The 20,985-nt window shown below is 63.7% G+C and carries 23 protein-coding genes; 14 read left to right on the forward strand and 9 right to left on the reverse strand.

The genetic code is table 11. The annotated features are described in order from the left end of the window. Positions 1 to 187 precede the first annotated feature (187 nt). A complete protein-coding gene (locus tag NKI64_RS04385) occupies positions 188 to 1,420 on the reverse strand; it encodes an amidohydrolase/deacetylase family metallohydrolase (RefSeq protein ID WP_352666633.1) in 1,233 nt (410 codons plus the stop codon). Positions 1,421 to 1,523: 103 nt separating this feature from the next. Continuing rightward, on the reverse strand, positions 1,524 to 1,889 hold the full coding sequence (locus tag NKI64_RS04390; RefSeq protein ID WP_352666636.1) for a RidA family protein: 366 nt from the start codon (positions 1,887 to 1,889) through the stop codon (positions 1,524 to 1,526). Between the two features lie 175 nt (positions 1,890 to 2,064). Between NKI64_RS04390 and NKI64_RS04395 the strand changes: the two genes are divergently transcribed. After that, on the forward strand, positions 2,065 to 2,550 hold the full coding sequence (locus NKI64_RS04395) for a hypothetical protein (protein WP_023710833.1): 486 nt from the start codon (positions 2,065 to 2,067) through the stop codon (positions 2,548 to 2,550). 132 nt (positions 2,551 to 2,682) lie between these two features. Here the strand turns inward: NKI64_RS04395 and NKI64_RS04400 are convergent, their stop codons facing one another. After that, positions 2,683 to 2,913, reverse strand: coding sequence for a hypothetical protein (locus NKI64_RS04400; protein WP_023669703.1), 231 nt, complete (start codon positions 2,911 to 2,913; stop codon positions 2,683 to 2,685). Between the two features lie 146 nt (positions 2,914 to 3,059). Between NKI64_RS04400 and NKI64_RS04405 the strand changes: the two genes are divergently transcribed. From NKI64_RS04405 to NKI64_RS04415, 3 genes are all read left to right on the forward strand, one after another. Continuing rightward, a complete protein-coding gene (locus tag NKI64_RS04405; RefSeq protein ID WP_023754275.1) occupies positions 3,060 to 3,701 on the forward strand; it encodes a glutathione S-transferase family protein in 642 nt (213 codons plus the stop codon). A 137-nt stretch (positions 3,702 to 3,838) separates the two neighbouring features. Continuing rightward, positions 3,839 to 5,341, forward strand: coding sequence for a helicase HerA domain-containing protein (locus NKI64_RS04410; protein ID WP_352666639.1), 1,503 nt, complete (start codon positions 3,839 to 3,841; stop codon positions 5,339 to 5,341). A 128-nt stretch (positions 5,342 to 5,469) separates the two neighbouring features. After that, positions 5,470 to 6,435 carry a hypothetical protein gene (locus NKI64_RS04415; protein WP_023683101.1) on the forward strand — a complete coding sequence of 322 codons (966 nt, stop codon included), beginning with the start codon at positions 5,470 to 5,472 and terminating at the stop codon, positions 6,433 to 6,435. Positions 6,436 to 6,505: 70 nt separating this feature from the next. On the opposite strand, the gene NKI64_RS04420 is transcribed toward NKI64_RS04415, so the two are convergent. Further along, positions 6,506 to 6,949, reverse strand: a complete 444-nt coding sequence (locus NKI64_RS04420) for an SRPBCC family protein (protein ID WP_023683102.1) — start codon at positions 6,947 to 6,949, stop codon at positions 6,506 to 6,508. Between the two features lie 416 nt (positions 6,950 to 7,365). Here NKI64_RS04420 and eglC point away from each other — a divergent pair, with 416 nt between their 5' ends. The 3 genes from eglC to NKI64_RS04435 are packed head-to-tail and all read left to right on the forward strand — an operon-like array spanning position 7,366 to position 11,874. Next, the gene (gene eglC / locus NKI64_RS04425; RefSeq protein WP_023747055.1) at positions 7,366 to 8,790 is read left to right on the forward strand and encodes an endo-1,3-1,4-beta-glycanase EglC; all 1,425 of its coding nucleotides are present in this window, start codon (positions 7,366 to 7,368) and stop codon (positions 8,788 to 8,790) included. Further along, entirely contained in the window at positions 8,791 to 10,551 is a 1,761-nt protein-coding gene (locus tag NKI64_RS04430) for a type I secretion system permease/ATPase (RefSeq protein WP_023726478.1), read from the forward strand. Positions 10,552 to 10,554: 3 nt separating this feature from the next. Further along, entirely contained in the window at positions 10,555 to 11,874 is a 1,320-nt protein-coding gene (locus NKI64_RS04435) for an HlyD family type I secretion periplasmic adaptor subunit (RefSeq protein ID WP_023686534.1), read from the forward strand. Here NKI64_RS04435 and NKI64_RS04440 read toward each other — a convergent pair. The 3 genes from NKI64_RS04440 to NKI64_RS04450 form a co-directional block, all read right to left on the reverse strand. Continuing rightward, positions 11,861 to 12,163, reverse strand: a complete 303-nt coding sequence (locus NKI64_RS04440; RefSeq protein WP_031196911.1) for a type II toxin-antitoxin system RelE/ParE family toxin — start codon at positions 12,161 to 12,163, stop codon at positions 11,861 to 11,863. The two genes, NKI64_RS04435 and NKI64_RS04440, sit on opposite strands and share 14 nt — an antisense overlap. A 9-nt stretch (positions 12,164 to 12,172) precedes the next feature. Beyond that, a complete protein-coding gene (locus NKI64_RS04445; protein ID WP_023669694.1) occupies positions 12,173 to 12,454 on the reverse strand; it encodes a type II toxin-antitoxin system ParD family antitoxin in 282 nt (93 codons plus the stop codon). Positions 12,455 to 12,522: 68 nt separating this feature from the next. After that, on the reverse strand, positions 12,523 to 13,518 hold the full coding sequence (locus NKI64_RS04450) for a GlxA family transcriptional regulator (protein WP_023728507.1): 996 nt from the start codon (positions 13,516 to 13,518) through the stop codon (positions 12,523 to 12,525). Positions 13,519 to 13,724: 206 nt separating this feature from the next. Here NKI64_RS04450 and NKI64_RS04455 point away from each other — a divergent pair, with 206 nt between their 5' ends. The 6 genes from NKI64_RS04455 to NKI64_RS04480 all read left to right on the forward strand — a co-directional run bounded on the left by NKI64_RS04455 (position 13,725) and on the right by NKI64_RS04480 (position 17,839). After that, positions 13,725 to 13,931, forward strand: a complete 207-nt coding sequence (locus tag NKI64_RS04455) for a hypothetical protein (protein ID WP_352666644.1) — start codon at positions 13,725 to 13,727, stop codon at positions 13,929 to 13,931. 186 nt (positions 13,932 to 14,117) lie between these two features. Continuing rightward, positions 14,118 to 14,300: a PIN domain-containing protein gene (locus NKI64_RS04460; RefSeq protein WP_352667376.1), complete on the forward strand. Its 183-nt coding sequence runs from the start codon at positions 14,118 to 14,120 to the stop codon at positions 14,298 to 14,300. 34 nt (positions 14,301 to 14,334) lie between these two features. Beyond that, positions 14,335 to 15,483: an amidohydrolase gene (locus NKI64_RS04465; protein WP_023698641.1), complete on the forward strand. Its 1,149-nt coding sequence runs from the start codon at positions 14,335 to 14,337 to the stop codon at positions 15,481 to 15,483. A gap of 88 nt (positions 15,484 to 15,571) precedes the next feature. Further along, entirely contained in the window at positions 15,572 to 15,931 is a 360-nt protein-coding gene (locus NKI64_RS04470; protein WP_031355732.1) for a protein kinase family protein, read from the forward strand. Positions 15,932 to 16,034: 103 nt separating this feature from the next. Continuing rightward, complete coding sequence (locus tag NKI64_RS04475) at positions 16,035 to 16,910, forward strand: alpha-1,2-fucosyltransferase (RefSeq protein WP_023698639.1); 876 nt, start codon at positions 16,035 to 16,037, stop codon at positions 16,908 to 16,910. Beyond that, on the forward strand, positions 16,907 to 17,839 hold the full coding sequence (locus tag NKI64_RS04480) for a glycosyltransferase family protein (RefSeq protein ID WP_023698638.1): 933 nt from the start codon (positions 16,907 to 16,909) through the stop codon (positions 17,837 to 17,839). The genes NKI64_RS04475 and NKI64_RS04480 overlap by 4 nt, the downstream gene beginning before the upstream one ends. On the opposite strand, the gene NKI64_RS04485 is transcribed toward NKI64_RS04480, so the two are convergent. Both NKI64_RS04485 and NKI64_RS04490 read right to left on the reverse strand, forming a co-directional pair. Next, the gene (locus NKI64_RS04485) at positions 17,805 to 19,016 is read right to left on the reverse strand and encodes a cytochrome P450 (protein ID WP_023698637.1); all 1,212 of its coding nucleotides are present in this window, start codon (positions 19,014 to 19,016) and stop codon (positions 17,805 to 17,807) included. The genes NKI64_RS04480 and NKI64_RS04485 overlap by 35 nt on opposite strands. A gap of 13 nt (positions 19,017 to 19,029) precedes the next feature. After that, positions 19,030 to 19,698, reverse strand: coding sequence for a GNAT family N-acetyltransferase (locus tag NKI64_RS04490; protein ID WP_031199642.1), 669 nt, complete (start codon positions 19,696 to 19,698; stop codon positions 19,030 to 19,032). Between the two features lie 198 nt (positions 19,699 to 19,896). On the opposite strand from NKI64_RS04490, the gene NKI64_RS04495 reads away from it, so the two are divergent. After that, a complete protein-coding gene (locus tag NKI64_RS04495; RefSeq protein ID WP_023710848.1) occupies positions 19,897 to 20,889 on the forward strand; it encodes a hypothetical protein in 993 nt (330 codons plus the stop codon). Positions 20,890 to 20,985 lie beyond the last annotated feature (96 nt).

Here is a 20,985-nt window from a genome sequence, read left to right on the forward strand (position 1 = left end):
CGCCGCGCCAACCAATCCGCTTGGCGCTGCGGCGGACGCATAGGGGGAGAGAAGTGTCACCTATGTATCCGGTTCAAAGTGTTACCCATCTATCGGCTGGACACGGCGAAGCCGAGACGGAGTGGGGGAAGGCGGTCCTCAAACGCGCCGCCGAAAGACAGGCCATCTCCCATGAAGGGGAGACCAGCTAATCGTGCCTACGCCCGAAATGCCGTGCCGCGACCTCGACATGCGTATGGTGCGTGTGGGCCTCGAAGCGCTCGGTCTCGTTGTGGTCGGCGGCTTCGTTCGGCCACCAGACACCACCCACGACGATGCCGTCCGATGTGAGCCGCTGATCCGCGATCAGCGCCGCACCGACCGCATCGACGAAGGTAAAGCGCCCGGGGCGCAGTCTCAGCACCGCGACATCGCCGACACCGCCAACTTTCAGCGTCCCAAGCTCCGGCCTGGCGATCGCCTCGGCTGGCCTTTGCGTGGCGGCGCGAAGCACCTCGACCAGCGGCATGCCCAGCGCCATCAGCTTCGACATGCAGACGAGGATGTCGAAGGCGGGACCGTCAACGCAATAGAGATGCACGTCGCTGGAGATGACATCGGGCGCGAGGCCCTCGGCCAGCATCGCTTTCGCCACGGCGAAGTCGAACGATCCCATGCCGTGGCCAATGTCGAAGATGACACCGCGTTCGCGGGCCAGCCGCATGTCCGGCCGGACCGCGCCGGAGGCGAACACCGGCGCATTGGGGAATGGCCGAAAACAATGGGTGAGGATGTCGCCGCGGCGCAGCCGCGGCAGCACTTCGGAGCGGCCGGGCGGCGGCTCGTCAATATGCGCCATCAGCGGCAGGCCGGCCTGGTCGGCGGCTTCCAGCGCGAGATCGACCGGCGCGATGCCGCTGGCGCCGCCGGCATGCTTGCCGGAGCGCACTTTTACGCCGACGACGATGTCGGCGTGCTCGCGTACCGCCGCCACCGTCTCGCGCGGCTCGCACAGCCTCAGATCGCTGCATTCGCCGACGGAGACCGTCTGCGAAAAGCCGAATATGCCGGCAAAGGAGATGTTGACATAGGCCAGGATGCGCACCTTCGAGCGCTCGATGACATGGCGGCGAAACCCCAGAAAATTGCCGGCGCCGGCGCTGCCGGCATCGATGAAGGTGGTGGTGCCGCTCTTGGCCGCCAGCCGGTCGGCGTCGACGCCAAGCGAGGTGCCGCCCCAGTAGACATGGCTGTGCAGGTCGATGAGGCCGGGTGTGACGATGCAATCACGAGCATCGACTATCTTGGTGGCGTGCTCGGCATCGATCGCCGCCTCGATGGCCACGATGCGTCGGCCCGCAACGGCGACATCGCGCGGCGCGTCCAGGCCCGAGGCCGGATCGATCAGGCGGCCGCCCTTGATCAGGAGATCGAACTGCATCGGCGCCCGCCTCTCTTCGTTTTGGGGCATGATCTCTGGACAAAACGGTTTCCGTTTGTCCGAGAAAACCGGTTTCCACTTTTCGAGATCATGCCCCGACTGGTCAAACCGGCCGGTAGGCGACGGCTTCGACCTCGATCTTGATATCGATCATCAGCCGCGATTCGACCGTGGTGCGGGCCGGCGGATTCTTCGGGAAGTGCTTGGCATAGACGGCATTGAAGGCGCCGAAGTCGCGCGCGTCCTCGAGCCAGACCGTGGTCTTGACGACATCGTCCATGGTGCAGCCGGCCAGCGCGAGTGCTGCCTTCACATTCTGCAGCACCTGCTCGGTCTGCTCGGTAATGCCGCCCTTGACCACAATGCGGTCGCCGTCGACCGGCACCTGACCTGAGATGTAGACGAAATCCCCGGCGCGCACGGCCGGCGACAGCGGCACGTGGGATGTTCCAAAACACTCGTTGGGCAAAGGAAACTCCTGTTCAGAATGGCGGGCCGCGCCCCGTTTTCGACGACCGCTCTACGCCTGTCCCGGTGATCCTCATAGGGGGCTTTTTGGAAAGCAGCATTTTTCCAAACGCGTGTTGCTTTATCGCAGGCTCGCCAGCATCTTGCGCGTCGCATTTTCCCGACAGGAGATTTCAATGACCTTCGACAAGAACCCGTTTCCAGAGGGCGATGCCGATCGCCACGCGCTCTGGGAAATGTTGGTGCGGCGCGACATCGACGCCTTTATCGGTCAGGACTGGTCGATGGTCGAGGATGATTTCCTCGCCGACAGCTTCTTCGGCATGCATGCGCATTTCCTCAGCGATGCCGACGCTTGGCGTCTGCAATTCCCGAGCCTTGCCGTCTATCGCGACGAATGGCTGCGCCAGGCCAAGGAGACGGCGACGACCAGATTCGCCGAGCCGCTGCGCGAGGCGCTGTTTCGCGTCACCAACATGCGCGACATCGATGTCGATGGCGACCGCGCCGTGCTGCACAAGAAGTTCAACGGCTCGGTGGCCAAGGCCGATGGCAGCGTCGACAAGCTGAAATGGCAGACGCTGTATTTCTGCAGGAAGGTGGCGGGCCACTGGAAGATCGGCGGCTTCGTCGGCTACATGCCGCATCCCTTGGGGAACTGAGGTTTACCCGCTGATGCTATTGCCGGCCTTCGCGCACGAAGACGTCCGCTTCCGGGCTGCAGCTGTAAAAGCTCGCCAACCGAACCCACTCGAGCTCAAGCGAGTTGAACGGGACAGGTTCGTCCAACAGGGCTAGCGGGAGCGGTGGTCGAACACAACCGCCATGGTCTTACCAATTGCCGCCATGACGACGAGTTCGACGAGATCGTCGTCGCTGTCGACACAGGTTGGATCCATGCGGCGGATGGCGTCGAGCGCCGCCCTGGTCGAGACGGTATCGCCGGCGCGGAATCTGGAAAGCGCAGAGGAAACAAGGTTCTGGGTTGTCACGTCGATGACAGGTACGCTCGGCACTACGTTCATGGCTTCCTCCTGCCAAGAACCCTCTCCCGAAGGAAATAATACGCCGAACGACGGCGTGTGCCAGCGGAATCGTGGTCCGACCAGATTGCCGAGAGGGCACGTTTGCGTGTTTGATAGGATCGAGCCCACAGCGTCCAGGACACGACATGAAACTGTACTTCAGCCGCAATCCCAATCCGCGCCTTGCGGTAGCAACGGCACGTCATCTGCAGGCCAAGGTCGAGTGTGAGTTCGCGGCACCCATGGCGCCCGGGCAGGCTGAGCGGTTTCGTCAGCTCAATCCCAATCTTACCCTGCCGATATTGGCATGGACGGGCGGCAGCCTGTGGGAAGCCGACGCCATAGCCTGCCTTCTGTCGCGCGAAGCGGGTTCGGATTTCTGGCGCGGCGGCGGCGACCAACCCGACATGATCCGCTGGCTGAGCTGGGGCAAGGAAAATTTCGTGCGGGCCTGCGACACCGTGCATTTCGAGCGCGGAACCAAGCAGCGCTACGGGATTGGGCCTGTCGACCAGGGCAAGGTCGAGGAGGGGCTGGCGGAGTTCCGCATCGCGGCAGCGATTCTCGAGGCGGAGCTCGCCAAGCGGCCATGGCTTGTGGGCAAGTCGCTTTCCTATGCCGATTTCCGCATGGCGACGTTTTTGCCGTTCAACGATGCAGCCGGCCTGCCGCTGGCGGACTATCCCTCTGTTCTGGGTTGGTATCGCCGGCTCGAAGCCATCGATGCCTGGCGCGATCCCTTCGACGGGCTGGAAGCGCCGCTTCTGCCGCCGGTCAACTCCGCTTGATGTGCCTTCCCTTTGGGCAGATGGGCTGATGTGTGGCGCTTTGGCAGCATAGGTGTGGAACAGCGGGCGAGTTGCCATGGCGCGCTCGACGGCTCGCGGCCGGGTTGATAAGCCCTGTCCGCAAGGAGAGTCGTGACATGACCGTAGCCATCGAGATGGGACAGACGACGGCGGGTGCGTCGGCGGCGCTCGACCTTGAGGAGCTGCTGGCCACCCGGCTTCTGGTGCAGGGCAATTCCGGCTCCGGCAAATCGCACCTTTTGCGCCGGCTCCTGGAGCAGAGCGCGCCCTGGGTGCAGCAGACCATCATCGACCCGGAAGGCGATTTCGTCTCGCTGGGCGACCATTACGGCCATCTGGTCATCGATGCCGAGGAGCATACGGAGCGTGGCCTGCAAGCAGCCGGCGAGCGGGCGCGCATCCACCGCGTCTCCACGGTGCTCAATCTCGAAGGGCTCGATGCCGAGAACCAGATGCGGCGCGCCGCTGCCTTTCTCGGCGGGTTGTTCGAGGTTGCCCGCGAGCATTGGTATCCGATGCTGGTGGTGGTCGACGAAGCGCAGCTGTTCGCGCCCGCCGTGGCCGGCGAAGTGTCCGACGAGGCGCGAAAGCTCTCGCTCGGCGCCATGACCAATTTGATGTGCCGCGGCCGCAAGCGCGGCCTTGCCGGCATCATCGCCACGCAGCGGCTGGCAAAGCTCGCCAAGAATGTCGCGGCGGAGGCGTCCAATTTCCTCATGGGCCGTACCTTCCTCGATATCGACATGGCGCGCGCCGCCGACCTTCTGGGCATGGAACGGCGTCAGGCCGAGGCGTTTCGAGACCTGGAGCGCGGGCACTTCATGGCGTTGGGCCCAGCGCTGTCGCGCCGTCCGCTGGGCGTGCGCATCGGCCAGACCGAGACCAGCCCGCGCAACGGTACGCCGCGGCTGATGGCAATGCCGGAAACAGCGCTTGAAGACGCGCGCGCCATCATCCTGGCGGCGCCGCCGCCCGAGACGATGCGCGCGCCGCGCCGGATGGCGTCGCCGGAGCTGCTCGACCAGCTGATGGCGGCCAAATCAGCGGCGATGGAGATCCGCCCGGAACCTGCGGAACCGGCGGTAAGCGCCGAGGATATGGCCGAGCGGCGAGAGCGGGTGCACCGTGTCCTGCGCGCCATCCTGGCGCAGCCCGATGCGGGTTTCCGCGTCATCGGCGTGCTTTATCAGGAGTTCGTCGTCCGCTGCCGCATCGAAGGCCTCGCTTCGGTGGTGCCGGACCTCTCAGAATTCCGTCGCATGCTGACGCGTGCCCGCGCCGGGCTCGGCGCCGACATGGCAGGAGATGACGCCTGGCAGGACGTTTCCGTGCGCGCCTCGCTGCTGCCCGAGGACATGCAGGGCGTGTTCATGATGATCGCCCGCGCCGCCAAGGAGGGCTGGCCGTGCCCGAGCGACGCGGCGATCGCGCGCGCCTACGGCTCGCATTCGCTGCGGCGCGCCCGGCGGCTGCTCACCTATATCGAGGAGCAGGGCCTCATCGTCTGCCAGCTCGACGGCACCGGCCGCCGCACGGTGACGCTGGTCGAGCTCGCCTGGGCGACGGCGCCGGGCGACCCCAATGCCGCGGAGGCGGAACAGGGCAGCCTGGCGCTGTGAAAGGCGAACAGGCAGCTACCTGACTTGCTTGCGCGGTTCTGAACAAGATGTGTTTCGCCGATCGGCGCGCGACGATTTATGATGGGTTTCCGAGAATCGCAGAACGGTTCGGGCGGGAGGGTTGTCCGGTGCGGTTGAAATCTCTGGCTGTCTTTGTCTTTGGCCTCCTCGCCGTCGCCGGCATCGCCTTGACGATGTCTGCCCGGTCTTTTGCCGCGTCCTCCGATATACCGGCCTGGCTGCAGGCCCATGTCGGCAATGACGACGGCGAGATTTCGCAAGTGGTGCTGGAGCGGGCGCGCGCGCTTTACCTGAAGAAGGTCGCGCAAGGCGCGGTCCACAATGGCTGCTATTTCGCCATGGATGCGACTCGCCCCGGCGATCTCGGCAATGGCGTGCTAGGGCGGCGCTACTACGTCATTTGCGAGGCCAAGCAGTCGTTCAGGGCGATCTCGTCGGGCCATGGCGGCGGCCGCAATTTGAAAGGCGTGGTCGATTTCTCCAACGGCAAACGCTGCGCGAAAAACTTCGGCAATGCCCTGGACTCGTCCTTGACGACCGGTGGCGCCTATATGACCGGCGAGGCAAAGATCTCATTCAAGGGTTTTTACCGCATCGGCGCAAAAAAGGACCAGGCGCTGCTGCGCACCTTCATCCAGTTCGACGGTGAGGGGGAGACGGCGAATGCCAGGCAGCGGGTGATCGGTGGCCACGCGGCGCGGCTGTTGCGCGGCATGTGCCTGCGCAAGAACCCGAACAGCTCCTATGCCGACCATGACGGCTTCGTGCCATACGGCAAGCTGGTGGATTATGCCGGCGGCCGCAGCAATGGCTGCACCAGCTGGTCGCCGTCCGACGCCGACCAGATCATTTCGATGGTGAAGGGCAATCCGACGACGCTCTATATCTACCCGGAATCGCGCGACATCACCGCCGTTGGTAAATCGGGCGCCTATTGGAATGCGTCCTGCCTGAAGGAGATCGGCAAGCCGAAATTCTGGCCGCGAAAGAGCCTTGAGCCGATCATCGCGCAATACGCCAAGGACAACCCGCCACCGCCGCCACAACCGTTGCCGATCTGCACCGGGCCGTGAGGGATGAGTCCTCGGCTCGGCATTGTCGGCGGCGCGGACTGGCTGGGCGGCGCCGCCGATCCGATGGGCTCTACTGATTGATCTCGGGTTCGACGAGCTTTGCCAGATTGCGCAGCGACTCCTGCCAGCCGAGATAGCAGGCTTCGGCCGGAATAACGTCCGGAATGCCGGCCTGCGTGATGTCGAGTTCCGTGCCGACCGACACTTTCTTCAGGAGCACGGTCACTTCGATCTGGCCGGGCAAATTGGGGTCGTCGAACCTGTCGGTGTAGCGCAGGCGCTCGCCGGGAACGAGTTCGAGATATTCGCCGCCGAAGGAATGGCTGCCGCCCGTCGTGAAGTTTCGGAACGACATCTTGAAGGCGCCACCGACTTTCGCGTCGAAGCTGTGCACGGTGCAAGTGAAGCCGTTCGGCGGAAGCCATTTCGCCAGCGCGTCGGCTTCTGTGAATGCGCGGTAGACCTTCTCCGGGCTGGTCGTTAGAACGCGGTGCAAACGTACGGTGCTTGGCATCTCTTCGGTATCCTTTGTGGTTTCGTTGTTCTATGCCCCAAGGACGGGTGAACCTCACCCGGTCCGACATAGCCTGTCAAATTTTCTTGAGCCCTTTGCCGGCAGCCATCCGCCCGCGACTTCGAGTCGCCGCCTCAGGCAGGCGGTCGTGTCGCGTCAAATTGCATGAATCATTGACAGGTTGCCTAACCTTTCGGCGCGGATCTCACAATTTATTAAAATTGTAAGTCTCTCCTATAAAGTTGTATTAGGATCAGCTTAACGCCTTCGGCATTATCTATTAAATGATGGGCGACGATCTCCTTGGTGTACTATAGAATGATTCCCTGGAACGACGGATCAATTTAAGAGTTGATCCGAAATGGTCGCTCGAAGGTTGTCGAACGACCAAGGCAGCACGCGCAAGGAGTGTCGGAATGACCACAGTCCTCAACGCCAAAGGCATTCCACTTCCCTATACCGGCGCTTCCACCCATTGGTTCTCGGCGACTGGAGGCGCGCCTTACCGCTACGGCACCTCGGGCAACGATTCCTTCTGGGGCGACACCAACGTCAAGGTCACCATGTATGGCGGCGCGGGCGACGACTATTACCATCTCTATTCGACGATCAACAAAGCGGTCGAGAACTACGGCGCGGGCGTCGACACGATCGATACCTGGATGAGCTACAAGCTGCCCGCGAATTTCGAGAACCTCGTCGTCACCGGAGACGGCCACTATGCCTTCGGCAATGGTCAGGACAACATCATAACGGGCGGCGCCGGCAGCCAGACGCTGGACGGCGGCAAGGGCAATGACGTCCTGATCGGCGGCGCCGGCGCCGACACCTTCATCATCAACAAGGGCAATGGCAGCGACCTGATCTCCGATTTCGGCGCGACCGACACGGTGCGCCTCAACGGCTATGCCTTCACCTCGTTCGAGGCCGTCCACGCCAATATGGTCCAGGTGGGATCGAACGTGCAGCTGAACCTCGGCTCGAGCGAGGTGCTGGTGTTCCACAACACCACGATCGACAAGTTTCAGCCCGGCCAGTTCGAGCTGCCGATCGACAAGACCGGCATGACGCTGTCGTTCAACGACGATTTCAACACGCTGAGCCTGTGGAACGGCCAGAGCGGCATCTGGGATTCCAATTTCTGGTGGGGGGCGCAGAACGGCAGCTCGCAGCCCCAGAACGGCGAGCTGCAATGGTATATCGACGCCAATTATGCGCCGACCAGCTCGGTCCATCCGTTCAGCGTCGCAAGCGGCGTGCTCACCATAACCGCGGCGCATGCGCCCGACGACATCAAGCCGCTGATCAACAATTACGAATACACTTCCGGCATACTGACGACGCATGACACCTTCTCGCAGACCTATGGCTATTTCGAAATGCGGGCCGATCTCCCGGAAAATGCCGGCGCGTGGCCGGCCTTCTGGCTTCTGCCCGAAGACGGTTCATGGCCCCCGGAACTCGACGTGATCGAAATGTATGGGCAGAACCCGAATGCGCTTCTCATGACCGCGCACACAAATGAGACGGGAACCCACACCACGGTCGGGTCGACGGTGAATGTCTCCAACACCGACGGCTATCACACCTATGGCCTGTTGTGGACGCCGGACAAGCTGGTCTGGACCTATGATGGCGTCCAGGTCGCGGAAGCGGCGACGCCGTCCGATATGAACAAGCCCATGTATATGCTGGTCGACCTTGCGGTCGGCGGTCAAGCCGGCGCGCCGCCCGACCATCTGGCGACGCCCGCGCAAATGAAGATCGACTATATCCACGCCTATACGCTGAACGATTTGCAGCAGAGTCATCTGAGCACGACAGCCGAGCACGCCGTCTAGATGTCACGGGACCGCGCGCCACTCAGCGATGCGGCCATCGGCCTGCGCCCGGTTTTCCTGCGCGGCATCGCCGATATCGGCATCTTTTCGTTGCTGATCAACATCCTGCTCCTGGTGATCCCGCTCTATCTGCTGCAGGTCTATGACCGGGTGTTGCCGTCCTCCAGCGTCGAGACGCTGCTTTATCTCTCGGCCATGGCGGTCCTCGCGCTCGCCTTCCTCGGCCTGCTGGACGCGGTCCGCGCCGTCTACGCGCAACGTGTTGCGGCCACCGTCGACCAGAAACTGGGCGCGCGGACATTCGCCGCCTCGCTTGGCGCCAGACATGCCGGCAGCGGGCTGTCGCCGCTGAACGACCTTGCCACGACTTGCGCCTTCATCAGGTCGCGCGGCGTGGCGGTGTTGTTCGACCTGCCGTTTGCGCCCGTCTTCCTGGCCTTGCTCTATTTCATCCATCCCGTCCTGTTCTGGCTGACGCTCGCCGGCGCCGTGCTGCTGTTTCTCTTGGTCGTGGCCAACCAGCTTGCCATCGGCAGGAACGATGCCATGTCGGCGGAACGCTCGGCGGTGGCCAGCCAGGCGGAGCAGGCCTTCGCCCGCAACACCGACACGCTGCGCGCCATGGGCATGGTGCAAAATGCCGCCGCGGTCTGGGGACGGCACGTTGCTGAGGCGCTGACCCTGCATGACCGTTCCGGAAGCGCCAATGCGATCTTCAGCGCGACGTCGCGGGCGCTGCGCATGATGCTGCAACTGGCGATCCTCGGCGCCGGCGCGTGGCTGGTGCTACAAGGGCAGATGACCGCCGGCATGATCTTCGCTTCGTCGCTGGTGTCGTCGCGCGCGCTGCAGCCGCTCGACCAGCTGATCGGATCCTGGCGGCAGATCGTCGACGCCAAGCGATGCTGGAAGCGGCTGGACACCGCCCTTGCGGCGCAACCAGCGCAGGGGCGCAAGCTCGCACTGCCCGATCCATTGGGCGCGATTTCGGTGCAGGATCTGTTCTTCATCGCGCCGACTGCGGCTTTCGGCACGGAGCCCATCCTCAAGCGGTTGAATTTTGCCATCGGCGCCGGCGAAGCGGTGGCGATCGTCGGCCCGAGCGGGGCCGGCAAATCGACGCTGGCGAAATTGCTTGTGGGCGCGCTGCAGCCGACCGGCGGCGCGGTCAGGGTCGACGGCGCCGACCTGAGGAGCTGGGGCGAAACCCAGCTTGGCAGGCATATCGGCTATCTCGCGCAGGAGGTGGAGCTTTTCCCGGGATCGATCGCGCAAAATGTCGCCCGCTTCGAACCCGACGCCGATGACGCCGCGATCGTCGAAGCGGCCAGGCGCGCCGAGGCGCATGAGCTGATTCTCACGCTGCGCGACGGCTATCAGACCATGATAGGCCCGTCGCATACCGTGCTGTCGGGCGGCGAGCGCCAGCGGATAGGGCTGGCGCGCGCCTTCTACGGCAAGCCACGCATGCTGGTGCTGGACGAGCCCAACGCCCATCTCGACGGCAGTGGGGAGGCGGCGCTCGAAGGGATGCTTTCGGCCGCGCGAAGTGTAAGCGTCACGACAGTCGTCATCACGCATCGCCCTTCGATCGCCGCGGCCTGCGACCGCGTCATGGTCCTGCGCAACGGCATGGTCGAAGCTTTCGGCCCTGCGAGCGAGGTGCTGAGGCAACCGGCGGCCGGCAAGGCCGGGAGCGCGGTGGTGACAGGCTCGTTCGTGCCGACCGTGCGCCCGCACAGCGTCCGCTTCGGGTCATAGACGATGATGCAGCAGAGCCTCGCCTTCGAAGGTCGACCGCGCACCGACTTCCGCCGCATGGCCGTCGTCGGCTACGTGGCCATAGCGCTCTTCGTCGGCTGCTTCGGCTATTGGGCGGCGAACGCGCCGCTCTCCGGCGCGGTGATCACCTCCGGCACGATCTCGGCAACGGGCGGCAACATCCTCATCCAGCACCCCGAGGGCGGCATCATCGAGCAGTTGCTGGTGCATGAAGGCGACCGCGTGCAACAAGGCGAACCGCTGGTCCTCCTCGACCGCACGGCGGCCGAGGCCGACCTCAACCGGCTGACCAGACAGTCGATCGCGCTCAGGGCAAGTGCCGCGCGGCTGGAGGCCGAGCGCGACGGATCGGACAGGCTGGCGCCGATCGCCGAAGCAGCACCCGCGCCGTTCCAGAGGGATTTCGACAATCTGGTGCACGAACAGCAGAAGGAGTTCGAGGCCAGGCTCGCCCGGTTCCGCTCCGAGCAGTCGATCCTGGCGCAGCGCGTCGCCATGCATCGTGAGTCGGCGCTGGGACTGGACGCGCAGAAACTGGCCATCCAGCAACAGGCCGAGATCGTGAAGAAGGAACTCGGCATCAAGACCGGCCTGCTCGACAAGGGTCTCACCAACCGCAGCGAATATTCGCAGCTTCTGCGCAGCGAGGCCGATCTGGTCGGCCAGGCCGGCGCGCTGGAGGCGGATATCGCAGCGACCAAGACGCAGATCGTCGAAGCCCAGGCGCAGATCGAGCGGGCGACGACGCAACGCGTAGAGGACGCGCTGACCAAGCTCGACGAGGTCCGCACCAGCCTGGCCGACATCGGCGAACAGATCACCGCAGCCGAGGCGGTGCTGGGGCGCACGACGATCAAGGCGCCGGCAGCCGGCATCGTGGTATCGTCGACCTACAACTCCAAAGGCAGCGTGATTGCGCCGGGGCAGAAGATCATGGAGATCCTGCCGACCGCGTCGGGCCTCATCGTCGACGCGAAGCTGCGGCCGAAGGACGTGGATCTGGTTCGCGTCGGCCAGCCGGCGAAGCTCAGGCTGTCCGCCCTGAACGCGCGCCTCACCCCTGAGGTCCCGGCTACGGTGACGCAAATTTCCGCCGACCGGCTGATCGATGAAACCACGCATGAGGCGTATTTCCGCGCCAGGCTGAAGATCACCGACACGCTGCCGCAGGGCGTGAAAGCCGAGCAGCTTTACCCGGGAACGCCGGTCGAGGCGTTTATCAGTACCGGCGACCGAACCTTCCTCGAATATCTGGCGCGGCCGATGCTGGACTCGTTCGCGCGGGCGTTCACGGAGCGATAGGCGCCAACTCGTCCTCCCAGTTGACGCCGCCGTAGAACACCCTGAGAATCACCACCTGGTCGCCTTCTACGGTGAAGGCCACAGTCAGGCGGCGCTCGAAGCCAACGATGCGAAGCCCCGGCCGCACATCATCCCTTACGGTTCCGCGTTCCGAGGCATAGTCGAGACCCAGGCAAAATCGCTCGATCCGCTCGATGTAGCGAAGGGCGGTGAGGTTGCCGGATGCGTGAGCGACCGTATCGTATATCCATAACAGGTCCGTCTGGGCTTTCCGGCAAAAGGACAACATGCCGGCGCTTCACACGTTCCCCTTGAGGCGAGCTGCGTGATGTGCGCGGATGCTGTCAAAAGACTTGTCGGCCGGGATGGCCTGGGAGGGGTCTGCCTTCCACCTATCATAGGTCGGCGCGACCTCCTCACGCAGCCAGCGCTCCACAGCGGCGTCGCGTTCCTGCAATGCGCGAAGACCGGCGCGGATCACTTCACTGCTGGTCGCGTATGTGCCGGACCGAACGAGCTGGTCGATGAAAGCAGCCTGCTCGGCCGGCAGGCTGAAGGTGCGTTTTTCGGTGGCGGACATGGATCCCTCCTATCAGGTTGGTATGATATTATCATACCAACGGCGAGATCGCACGCCCCAATATAGGCTTAGGGACCGCTCCCCTTGCCGTCGGCAAAGACACCGGACATTCGGTTCGGATGCCTGAGATGGGTCGGCGTGATACCGGTCTGATGGCGGAAGACACGGCTGAAATGGCCGGCATTGGGAAAACCGCAGCGGTAGGCGATGTCGCCGATTGCCAAGTCGCTCCCCTCCAGCAGCGACTTGGCCTGATGTACGCGCAGCGCAAGATAGGCGGCCATCGGGCCGATGCCGAGCTCGGCGCCGAACAGCCGCTCAAGCTGGCGCCGGGATAAATGCAACCGGCCCGCGATCTCGGCGACCGACAGCGTCTCCTGGAGATTGCTTTCCATCAGAAGCAGCGCCCGTTTCACCGCTCGGCTCGACGCGGCCGGAAAGAGATCGCCGACGGGCTGCACATCCAGGCTCGAGCGGATGCGGTCGAGCACGAGGATCTTGGCGGCTTTTTCCGCAGCCTTGCGGCCGATGAACTGCGACACGAAATGGCCGGCAAGGTCGGCCGCACCCGTGCCTCCGGCGCAGGTCGAGCGGCCCCTATCGACGGAAAACAGGCTGTCGGCATGGGCGTTCACATCAGGGAATTGGCTGCGGAAATCCTTGATGTGAAACCAGCTGACGGCAGCACTGTAGCCATCGAGCAGACCGTAGCGCGCGAGCACGAAGCTGCCGGTGCAGAGTGCCGTCAGCGGCACGCCCTTTTCGGCCGCCCGCAACAGGAAGGCCTCCTTTTCGGAGCTGAGGCTGCGGTTGGTGTCGAGCAGGCCACCGACCACGACGACATTGTCGAACTCCTGCGGATTGCCGATCGCCTTGGTCGGCAGCAACTCGACACCGCAACTCGCCCGGATGGGCAGGCCACGCTCGCCGACGATCTCCCAGTCGAACTCGATCCGGCGGCTGCGGTCGCCCTCATCGCCGGCCAGCCGCAGCGTGTCGATGAACAGCGACAGCGGCGACAGCGTGAAGTCGCGAACCAAGAGAAACGCAAACCGCCTGGCCATTGTTGCTCCGAAACCGTTCCTTCGGGTGGATGGAAGCAATTATCGCGAAAGATGTCGCACAGGCGAGCACGCGGCGCTTTTCAGGAGAAGCCACCGGATGTCGGAGATGAGATTGACGACTTTCTGATGCGCCGTCACGGTATCGCTTTGGCTTCAACAGGCCGAGACCGCTCGCATCCATAACAATTTGCCGCTATATTGGGTTCATGACAAAAGCACAGACCAAACAGGAGCTGACCGGCAAGTGGGTGGTGCGCGATTCCCGCAGCGGCCGCTACGTTGAAGTGCGCGGTGCTGATTCGATGAAGTCGTCGCAGTTGCCCCTGAAAAAGGGTGTGGACCTTACGAAGCCGATTGCTAATCAAGCCCTCAAAGGCGGCTCTCACCAGGTGCGCAAACTCAGGGATAGTTGATCCTTGCCAGGGGCGCTTCTCGACACGCATACGTTTTATTGGCTGGTAACGGCCGCAGGCACGCTTTCGGAAGAAGCTCTCATCGCAATCGCCGAGAGCCAAACTGCGGGCAAGCTTTATGTTTCCTCGGAAAACCATTTCGACGGCGTTCCTATGCCGAGATAGGCAGCAACGGGATCTAAGATCATCCCGATCAAGCAACGTATCGCTTGCGAGGCAGCGACCGTGGTGACCGATACGGGGCATAAGGATCCCGGCGACTGCTACCTGATCGCGACGGCGCGAGTAAGAAAAATTCCGATCATCACCCGCGACACAATCATGCAGGGGCTTGCCTCGCCGGACTATCTACAGATCATTGTATGTTGAGTTTGCAGCCACAGCACTAAGCGGAGCCCCAACCATGACCCTGACCAATCGCGATATCATCGAGCTGACGGCATGGCGCCGCAAGCTGCACCAGCGGCCTGAAATCTCCAACGAGGAAGAACAGACCGCCAAGGAAGTCGTCAGCTTCCTCGCCGATACAGGGCCGGACAAGGTGCTGACCGGCCTCGGCGGTCATGGCGTGGCGGCGGTCTATGACAGCGGCCAGGCGGGGCCGACGGTGCTGTTCCGCTCGGAGATCGATGCGCTGCCGATCGAGGAGCTTTCGGGCGTCGAGCATGCCTCGCAGGTGCCGGGAAAATCGCATATGTGCGGCCATGACGGCCACACCGCGATCCTGGCCGCACTCGGCCGTCAGCTCGGACGAGAACGGCCGGCGCGCGGCCGCGTCGTCTTGATGTTCCAGCCGGCGGAAGAGACCGGCAATGGTGCCGCCGGCGTCGTCGCCGATCCACGCTTTGGCGAGATCGCGCCGGACTTCGCCTTCTCGCTGCACAATCTGCCGGGCGTGCCGTTCGGCGAGGTGCGGCTCAAGCCCGGCGTGGTCAACTGCGCCTCGCGCGGCATCCGCATCGTGCTGGAGGGCAAGACCGCGCATTCCTCCATGCCCGAAACCGGCGTGTCGCCGATGCCGGCGATCAGCCAACTGATGCCGGCGCTTCCGGCACTGGGGCGCGGCACTTTCGCCGATGCTGATTTCAGCATGGTGACCGTCACCCATGCTACCATGGGCGAGGCCGTGTTCGGCATCGCGCCCGGCTACGCCGAGGTTTGGGCGACGCTACGCACAAGGCGTGACGAGCGCATGGCGGAGCTGGTAGCAGCTGCTGAAGCGCTGGCCGCCAGGATAGCGGCCGAGCACCGCCTGTCCGTGCGCTGCGACTATCACGAAATCTTCGTCGCCAGCGTCAATGCGCCGGACGCGGTGGAACATCTCAACCGCGCGCTCGACGAGGAAGGTGTCGCGCGCAGCGAAGAGGCCCTGCCGATGCGCGCCTCGGAAGATTTCGGCATTTTCGGCCACAAGGCGAGCTCAGCCATGTTCTTTCTCGGCGCCGGCGAGCGCCATCCTTCGCTGCACAATCCCGATTATGATTTTCCCGACGATCTGATCCCGATCGGTTCGAAAATCTTCATGCGCACGGCGCGCAACCTGCTGGGGTGAGCGGCCCTGCAAAATCCGCATCCTGAAGCTGCCTTTTTCCCGCTGGAATCGTCTTGTAGTCGCGTCCTACATTAGGAGGGGCTTGCGGATGAGAATTGCAATGGTCGTCGCGTTGACCGCGACGGTGGCAGGGTGCGTATCGTCTCCAGTCCAGTATGGAGCCTCGCTCTCGACCCAAGACCCGAAATGGGCGACGCCGGAATGCCAGCAGGCCCGCACGGATGCCTTGAACTACGACCGGCGCGAGAAGGAGCATCCGGGATGGGCCGCCGGCGTCGTGCTGGGGCCCTACAGCATGGGTCTCGTGGCGGCGATCAAGGAGCATGAGCAGCAGCGGCGCCGTCTGCTCGCACGCGAGGTGCATTTGCAGTGCTCAAGCCTGCCCTTGCCGAGGGATCTGGACTTCGATCCAAAGATCTACGCGCCAAAGCCGACGCATTATCCCTGAGGGTGGCTTGACGGCGGCGATCATGATGCGCCCTTGGCCAGAGGCCAGTCGACCGGCCCGCGCAGCTCGGGTAACAATGACCGTCTTTGGCGAAAGGGGTCCAATGCGGCAAGTGCCCATCGTGATGCAGCCGTTTGGCGGCATGGCGAACAAGATGTTCCAGTACATGTTTTGCCATGTGCTGGCGAAGCGTATCCCCGGTGGCTATGTCTGCGACGCCGACCTGCCGGAATGGTCCATTGCCAGGGTGCGGCCGCCTTTGTTGTGGAAATACCGGCTGCTTCGGGTCGACGGCTATCACCGCTACGACCTCGACGGGATCATAGCCGCGTTCCGCGACAGGCGGGCGCGGAGCATCCGCTTCAAGGGCTTTGCGCAGCGGCTGGGTTATTATGACCGGGACGAGGTCTCCGGGCTTTTCGACGGGCGTGCCGTCGCCGCGCCGACCCATGGCGACGATTTCCTCGTCATCCATGTGCGGGCCGGCGACATCCTCGACGGCTTCCACCGCAACTATTGCCCGATGCCATTCGGCTTCTTCGAGACGCTCATCAAGGATAGCGGCCGCAAGCCGGTCTTCGTCGGCCAGACCCATGAGGACAACGATTATTGCCGGCGCCTGCGTCAGCGTTTTCCCGATGCTGTCTTCGCGCCGAAGGCGTCGCCATTGACCGATTTCGAGACGCTGCGCCGGGCGAGCCATCTCGTCACGGGGGTGAGCAGCTTCTCCTGGCTGGCCGGTTGGTTGTCTTCGGCGCGGACGATCCATCTGCCGGTGGCCGGCATATTCGACCGGTGCATCAGGCCGGATATCGACCTGCTGCCCCTTGACGACCCACGCTATCGGTTCCACCAGTTCGACATGGGCGACTGGACGGGCTCTTCGGAGCAGCTTGCGGCATTTTATGGCGATGCGATCCCGTTCCGGCAGGTCGAGCCTCAAGCAGCAGCGGGTGGCGCGGGGAAAGCGTTGCGATGAGAATTCCGTTTTCCGTCAACAGGCCGGTGATCTGCGCGATCATGAAGCTGGAGCAGCCCTATGTGATCGAGTGGGTCGCCTGGCACAAGCTGCATGGCTTCGACCTGATGATCGCCGACAACTGCAGCGCCGGCCCGCAGTCGGCGGTGCTCCAGGCGTTGCGCGATGCCGGCTGGATCCGGCTCGTCGACTGGCGGCACGACACGGTGCTGCCGCAGCGGCGGGCCTATTCCTATCTTTACTGGCAGGCATTGCTCCACGGCTATCGCTATCTGGGCTTCATGGACGCCGACGAGTTCCTCGAGCCGCTCGACGGGCCGCCCTGGAGCGGAGCCGAACTGGTCCGCTCGCTTTTGAGCCGCCCGGGCGTGCGCAGCGTCGCCTTTCGCTGGGTGAATTTCGGCAGCGACGGCAAAGAGGCCTATGACGACGAACTGGTGACGGTGCGGTTTCAAAGGCGCGGCACGCATGACGCCCCGACCGCGCGCTGGAAGAAGTCGTTTGCCCGCGTGTCCTCGGTGCTGCGCAAGGCGCTGCGGGATCCCGGGCAGTTCATGCCGCACCCGCACGGTTTCCGCATCTCGCTGCGCAGGACGCTGGTCGACGGCATGACGCTCGACAAGCACCCGGCGGCCATGCCGATGGAATGGAAGATCGGCTGGATCCGCCACTATGCCGTGAAATCGAGGCAGGAACTGGCCGACAAGCATGCCCGCGGCGGCGGCTTCACGCCGTCGAGCGAGGCGCCGTCGCTGGACGAGTACCGGGTATCGAGAGATCAGAACGATATTCTCGATCCGCTCGACGATGCGACGGTGGGCGCCTTGCGGGCAAAGGTTTCGGAAATCGTCAGGTCGCTCGACCCGGCGGTCATCGCTCAGACGCGGCCGCTTTTCACGCAGCGGGGTCGAGGATCAGCGGCGCGGTAGCCATGCCGTGAAACGACATCGTGGCGCGGCGCTCGGCATTTGCGGCATCGAGCCGCCATCCGGGCGCACGGGTGAACAGGGCTTCTATCATCGCCGCGATCTCGATACGGGCGACATGTTGCCCGAGGCAGACATGCAGGCCGGTGCCGAAGGTCATCGACATGGCTGGCGGGCGCGTGAGGTCCAGCCGGTCGCCATCGGCGAAGACGGCATGGTCGCGATTGCCGCTGCCGAGCACCGGCACGACCGCTTCGCCAGCCGCAATCCTGACGTCGCCGAGGTCGATGTCCTGCGCCGCGATGCGGGCGACGGCGTATTGCACCGAGGCGCCATAGCGCAGCAGTTCGGCCGCCGCGCTGCTCCAGTCGACAGCGCCGCGCTCGAGCAGCGCGCGCTGTTCGGGAAAGCGATCCAACGCAACAATTGCGTTACCGAGAGCGTCGACGACAGTCTCCTGTCCGGCAAACAGCATGAAGACGATGTTGGCCACCATGTCCCCGCGCGACCAGCGGCCTTGCGCAACCTCCCGCACCATGCCGGCAACCATTCCGTCCGGCCGGTAGGCCTGTCGAGCCAGCCGCTCCTCGACAAAAGCCTGGCATTCGCGATAGGCCTCGGCGCTTGCTGCCGGCGGCTGCGCTCTTCGCAGGTCGAATGCGCTGGCCATGCGGCGGGTCACCGATTTCAACGCCCAAGGGTCCTCGATCTCGATGCCGAGGATTTCCTGCAGCAGCCAGAAGGACACCGGCACGGCGAGCCCGGCGACGGCGTCGACGCGGCCATCCGCCAGCGCACGCTCGACCAGCTCGTGGCTCAGCGCGCGAAGACCTTGCGTCAGCGCTTCGATGGCCGGCCGTGAGAAAAAGCCAGCGACCGGCCGGCGCAAGGCGCCATGCTGAGGCGGATCGGCGAGCAGCACCGAGCGGCTGAGCAGAGCCATGGGCGCATGGTCGACGAGCTTGCGGCGGACCTCTTCATATGTACCCGGCGGCGCCTGAAGAAGAGCGGGATGCTTCAGCGCGCCCGACACCAGCTCATGGCTGAACACATAATGCGCGTCGGCCAGTTCGGGATAGGGCGCGACGCCGCGCGCAATGCCGCCGGCGGCACGCATGCGGGCGAAATGCGGAAACGGGTCGTCGCCGAGCGCGAACGGATCGAAATGCGGAGCTGTCATGACGGCTCGAATCTCATGCCTTGAGATTCTTGGCTGAAATGACCCTGAAGCCGCCTGACGTGGCGTCCTGCGGGAAGAAGTCCGGCATGACGTAGAGGAACTCGCATCCGTAGACGCGGTAGTGCATGCGCAGCAGCGGATCGCGGATGATCTCTTCCAGCGGCGGTCTTGTGCCGGTCTGGTTCCAGCGGTCGATGGTGGCGCGGAACCGCGCATCGGCCTTGACATGATCATACTCGTCGCCCGAGGAGCCGGCATAGGACGAGCAGCGGCCATCGCCGATCAGCCAGCTGGCGCCCAGGCGGCGGCCGTGGCTCTCCATCTCCTTCAAGAGCCGCACCGCCGTGTTGGTGCCGCGATGGCTCGGCCGGACGCAGAGATTGTAGGCGTAAAGCGCGTAAACCGGCTCGCTGCGCGGCAGCGATGCATAGGCATCGAAATTCCTGGGGAAATCGGCGCGCACCAGCGGATCCTGGCTGGTCTCGGCAAAGCAGATGGTGCCGGCAAGCAGATCGCCATCGATCGCGCCGAACATGGTGTGTCCGAGTGCCAGCCGGTGGCGGATGGTCGTTTCGCTCGCCTGCAGCGGGGCTGCCCAGGCGGCAGCCTCAAGCTCCATCAGCAACGGCATGTCTTCCAGCTCTAACCGGCGGATGGGTATCGCAACATCGTCTAAATTCATGTGTCGGCTGCCTCGACTTCTAACGCGTTGATGGCGCATGGCAGTTTCTTGCCAATGCGGTTTGCAGCTTCACGGAAACGTCAACCTGTTCTATCTCCTGTTTGACGCATGCCGGATCGAGAACCATTTCACGGCTTTCACAAGCCTGTCTAATCATCATGGTTCCCCTTTGCAATTACATACGGACAACGGAAACGCATGATATTTTACGTCGCGCATCGGGAGCACGCCTACACGCAGGCGGTGGTGCTTCTGTATCACCGGACTGACCTGGAGGCGTGGTTCCGGCTGGTGCGCTACGAGGATGCCGGGCTGCTGCGCGGCGTTCGCGCCGGGGTGGTCATCTGGTCCGACATGGACCGGCTGACATCGGACGAATTGAGCCGCGCGGCCGGCATCAGCGCCGAACTGGCTGACAACACCGGCCTGACGCAGCTCAATCACCCGACCGCCAGCCTGCAGCGCTTCGACCTGCTGCGCCTGCTTCACGCCGACGGCAGCAACGCTTTTCGTGTGTTCAGGCCGGACGAGTTGGAAGAGCCGATACGCTATCCCGTTTTCATCCGCGACGAGACGGGCGCACTCTACAGGGAGCCGCCGCTGCTGCACGACCGGCCGGCGCTGGACGCCGCGATCGCCCGGCTGGACGGTAGCGATCTAGTGCGGCCGATGGTGGTGGAGATGATCGGCACCCCCGGAATGGACGGTTATTTCAGGAAGTACGCGGCGTTTCGGGTCGGCGATACGATCTACGGCCAGCATTGCGCCATGTCGAAATCGTGGTTCGTCAAGAATTCGCCCGAGCAATTGCTGCCGGCGCATATCGAAGAAATCAGGACCTATATCGATACGAATCCTGACGCCAATGCGGTCATGCGGGTCTTCGAAAAAGCCCATATGCAGTATGGACGCATCGACTACACATTCGTCGACGGCAGGCTGGTGGTGTTCGAGATCAACAGCAACCCCACCGTGCTCAGCGACCCGCCGACGCCGTTCGCCAGCTATGACCCCAAGCCCTTTGCCGATCTTCAGGCCGACGCGCTGCTCGCGCTGCCGCAGGCTACCGAGGCGGACTCGCTGGCTGCAATCGACACCGCCCACCAGTCGGCGCTGGCCAAGTTGCGGCGCCATTACCAGATGAGGCGGCTGAAGTTAATGCTGCGAAAAGTGCTCAGGAAGAGAAAATAGGCGCCGCCTCCTCCGCAACCCGAAAGTACACCACGTCACGTTTCGTCGGATCTTGTCACAGCCTGCCTGGAACCAAATCACGGGCTAGATTGTTCA

Origin of the sequence: Mesorhizobium sp. M0478, assembly GCF_040321305.1 — a bacterium.
Lineage (GTDB): Bacteria > Pseudomonadota > Alphaproteobacteria > Rhizobiales > Rhizobiaceae > Mesorhizobium.

Excerpts from the sequence above, each read along its gene's own strand:
- NKI64_RS04385 (WP_352666633.1), bottom strand. The coding sequence starts at position 1,420 with ATGCAGTTCGATCTCCTGATCAAGGGCGGCCGCCTGATCGATCCGGCC.
- NKI64_RS04395 (WP_023710833.1), top strand. The coding sequence starts at position 2,065 with ATGACCTTCGACAAGAACCCGTTTCCAGAGGGCGATGCCGATCGCCAC.
- NKI64_RS04400 (WP_023669703.1), bottom strand. The coding sequence starts at position 2,913 with ATGAACGTAGTGCCGAGCGTACCTGTCATCGACGTGACAACCCAGAAC.
- NKI64_RS04405 (WP_023754275.1), top strand. The coding sequence starts at position 3,060 with ATGAAACTGTACTTCAGCCGCAATCCCAATCCGCGCCTTGCGGTAGCA.
- NKI64_RS04410 (WP_352666639.1), top strand. The coding sequence starts at position 3,839 with ATGACCGTAGCCATCGAGATGGGACAGACGACGGCGGGTGCGTCGGCG.
- NKI64_RS04420 (WP_023683102.1), bottom strand. The coding sequence starts at position 6,949 with ATGCCAAGCACCGTACGTTTGCACCGCGTTCTAACGACCAGCCCGGAG.
- eglC (WP_023747055.1), top strand. The coding sequence starts at position 7,366 with ATGACCACAGTCCTCAACGCCAAAGGCATTCCACTTCCCTATACCGGC.
- NKI64_RS04430 (WP_023726478.1), top strand. The coding sequence starts at position 8,791 with ATGTCACGGGACCGCGCGCCACTCAGCGATGCGGCCATCGGCCTGCGC.
- NKI64_RS04435 (WP_023686534.1), top strand. The coding sequence starts at position 10,555 with ATGATGCAGCAGAGCCTCGCCTTCGAAGGTCGACCGCGCACCGACTTC.
- NKI64_RS04440 (WP_031196911.1), bottom strand. The coding sequence starts at position 12,163 with ATGTTGTCCTTTTGCCGGAAAGCCCAGACGGACCTGTTATGGATATAC.
- NKI64_RS04445 (WP_023669694.1), bottom strand. The coding sequence starts at position 12,454 with ATGTCCGCCACCGAAAAACGCACCTTCAGCCTGCCGGCCGAGCAGGCT.
- NKI64_RS04450 (WP_023728507.1), bottom strand. The coding sequence starts at position 13,518 with ATGGCCAGGCGGTTTGCGTTTCTCTTGGTTCGCGACTTCACGCTGTCG.
- NKI64_RS04455 (WP_352666644.1), top strand. The coding sequence starts at position 13,725 with ATGACAAAAGCACAGACCAAACAGGAGCTGACCGGCAAGTGGGTGGTG.
- NKI64_RS04465 (WP_023698641.1), top strand. The coding sequence starts at position 14,335 with ATGACCCTGACCAATCGCGATATCATCGAGCTGACGGCATGGCGCCGC.
- NKI64_RS04470 (WP_031355732.1), top strand. The coding sequence starts at position 15,572 with ATGAGAATTGCAATGGTCGTCGCGTTGACCGCGACGGTGGCAGGGTGC.
- NKI64_RS04475 (WP_023698639.1), top strand. The coding sequence starts at position 16,035 with ATGCGGCAAGTGCCCATCGTGATGCAGCCGTTTGGCGGCATGGCGAAC.
- NKI64_RS04480 (WP_023698638.1), top strand. The coding sequence starts at position 16,907 with ATGAGAATTCCGTTTTCCGTCAACAGGCCGGTGATCTGCGCGATCATG.
- NKI64_RS04485 (WP_023698637.1), bottom strand. The coding sequence starts at position 19,016 with ATGACAGCTCCGCATTTCGATCCGTTCGCGCTCGGCGACGACCCGTTT.
- NKI64_RS04490 (WP_031199642.1), bottom strand. The coding sequence starts at position 19,698 with ATGAATTTAGACGATGTTGCGATACCCATCCGCCGGTTAGAGCTGGAA.
- NKI64_RS04495 (WP_023710848.1), top strand. The coding sequence starts at position 19,897 with ATGATATTTTACGTCGCGCATCGGGAGCACGCCTACACGCAGGCGGTG.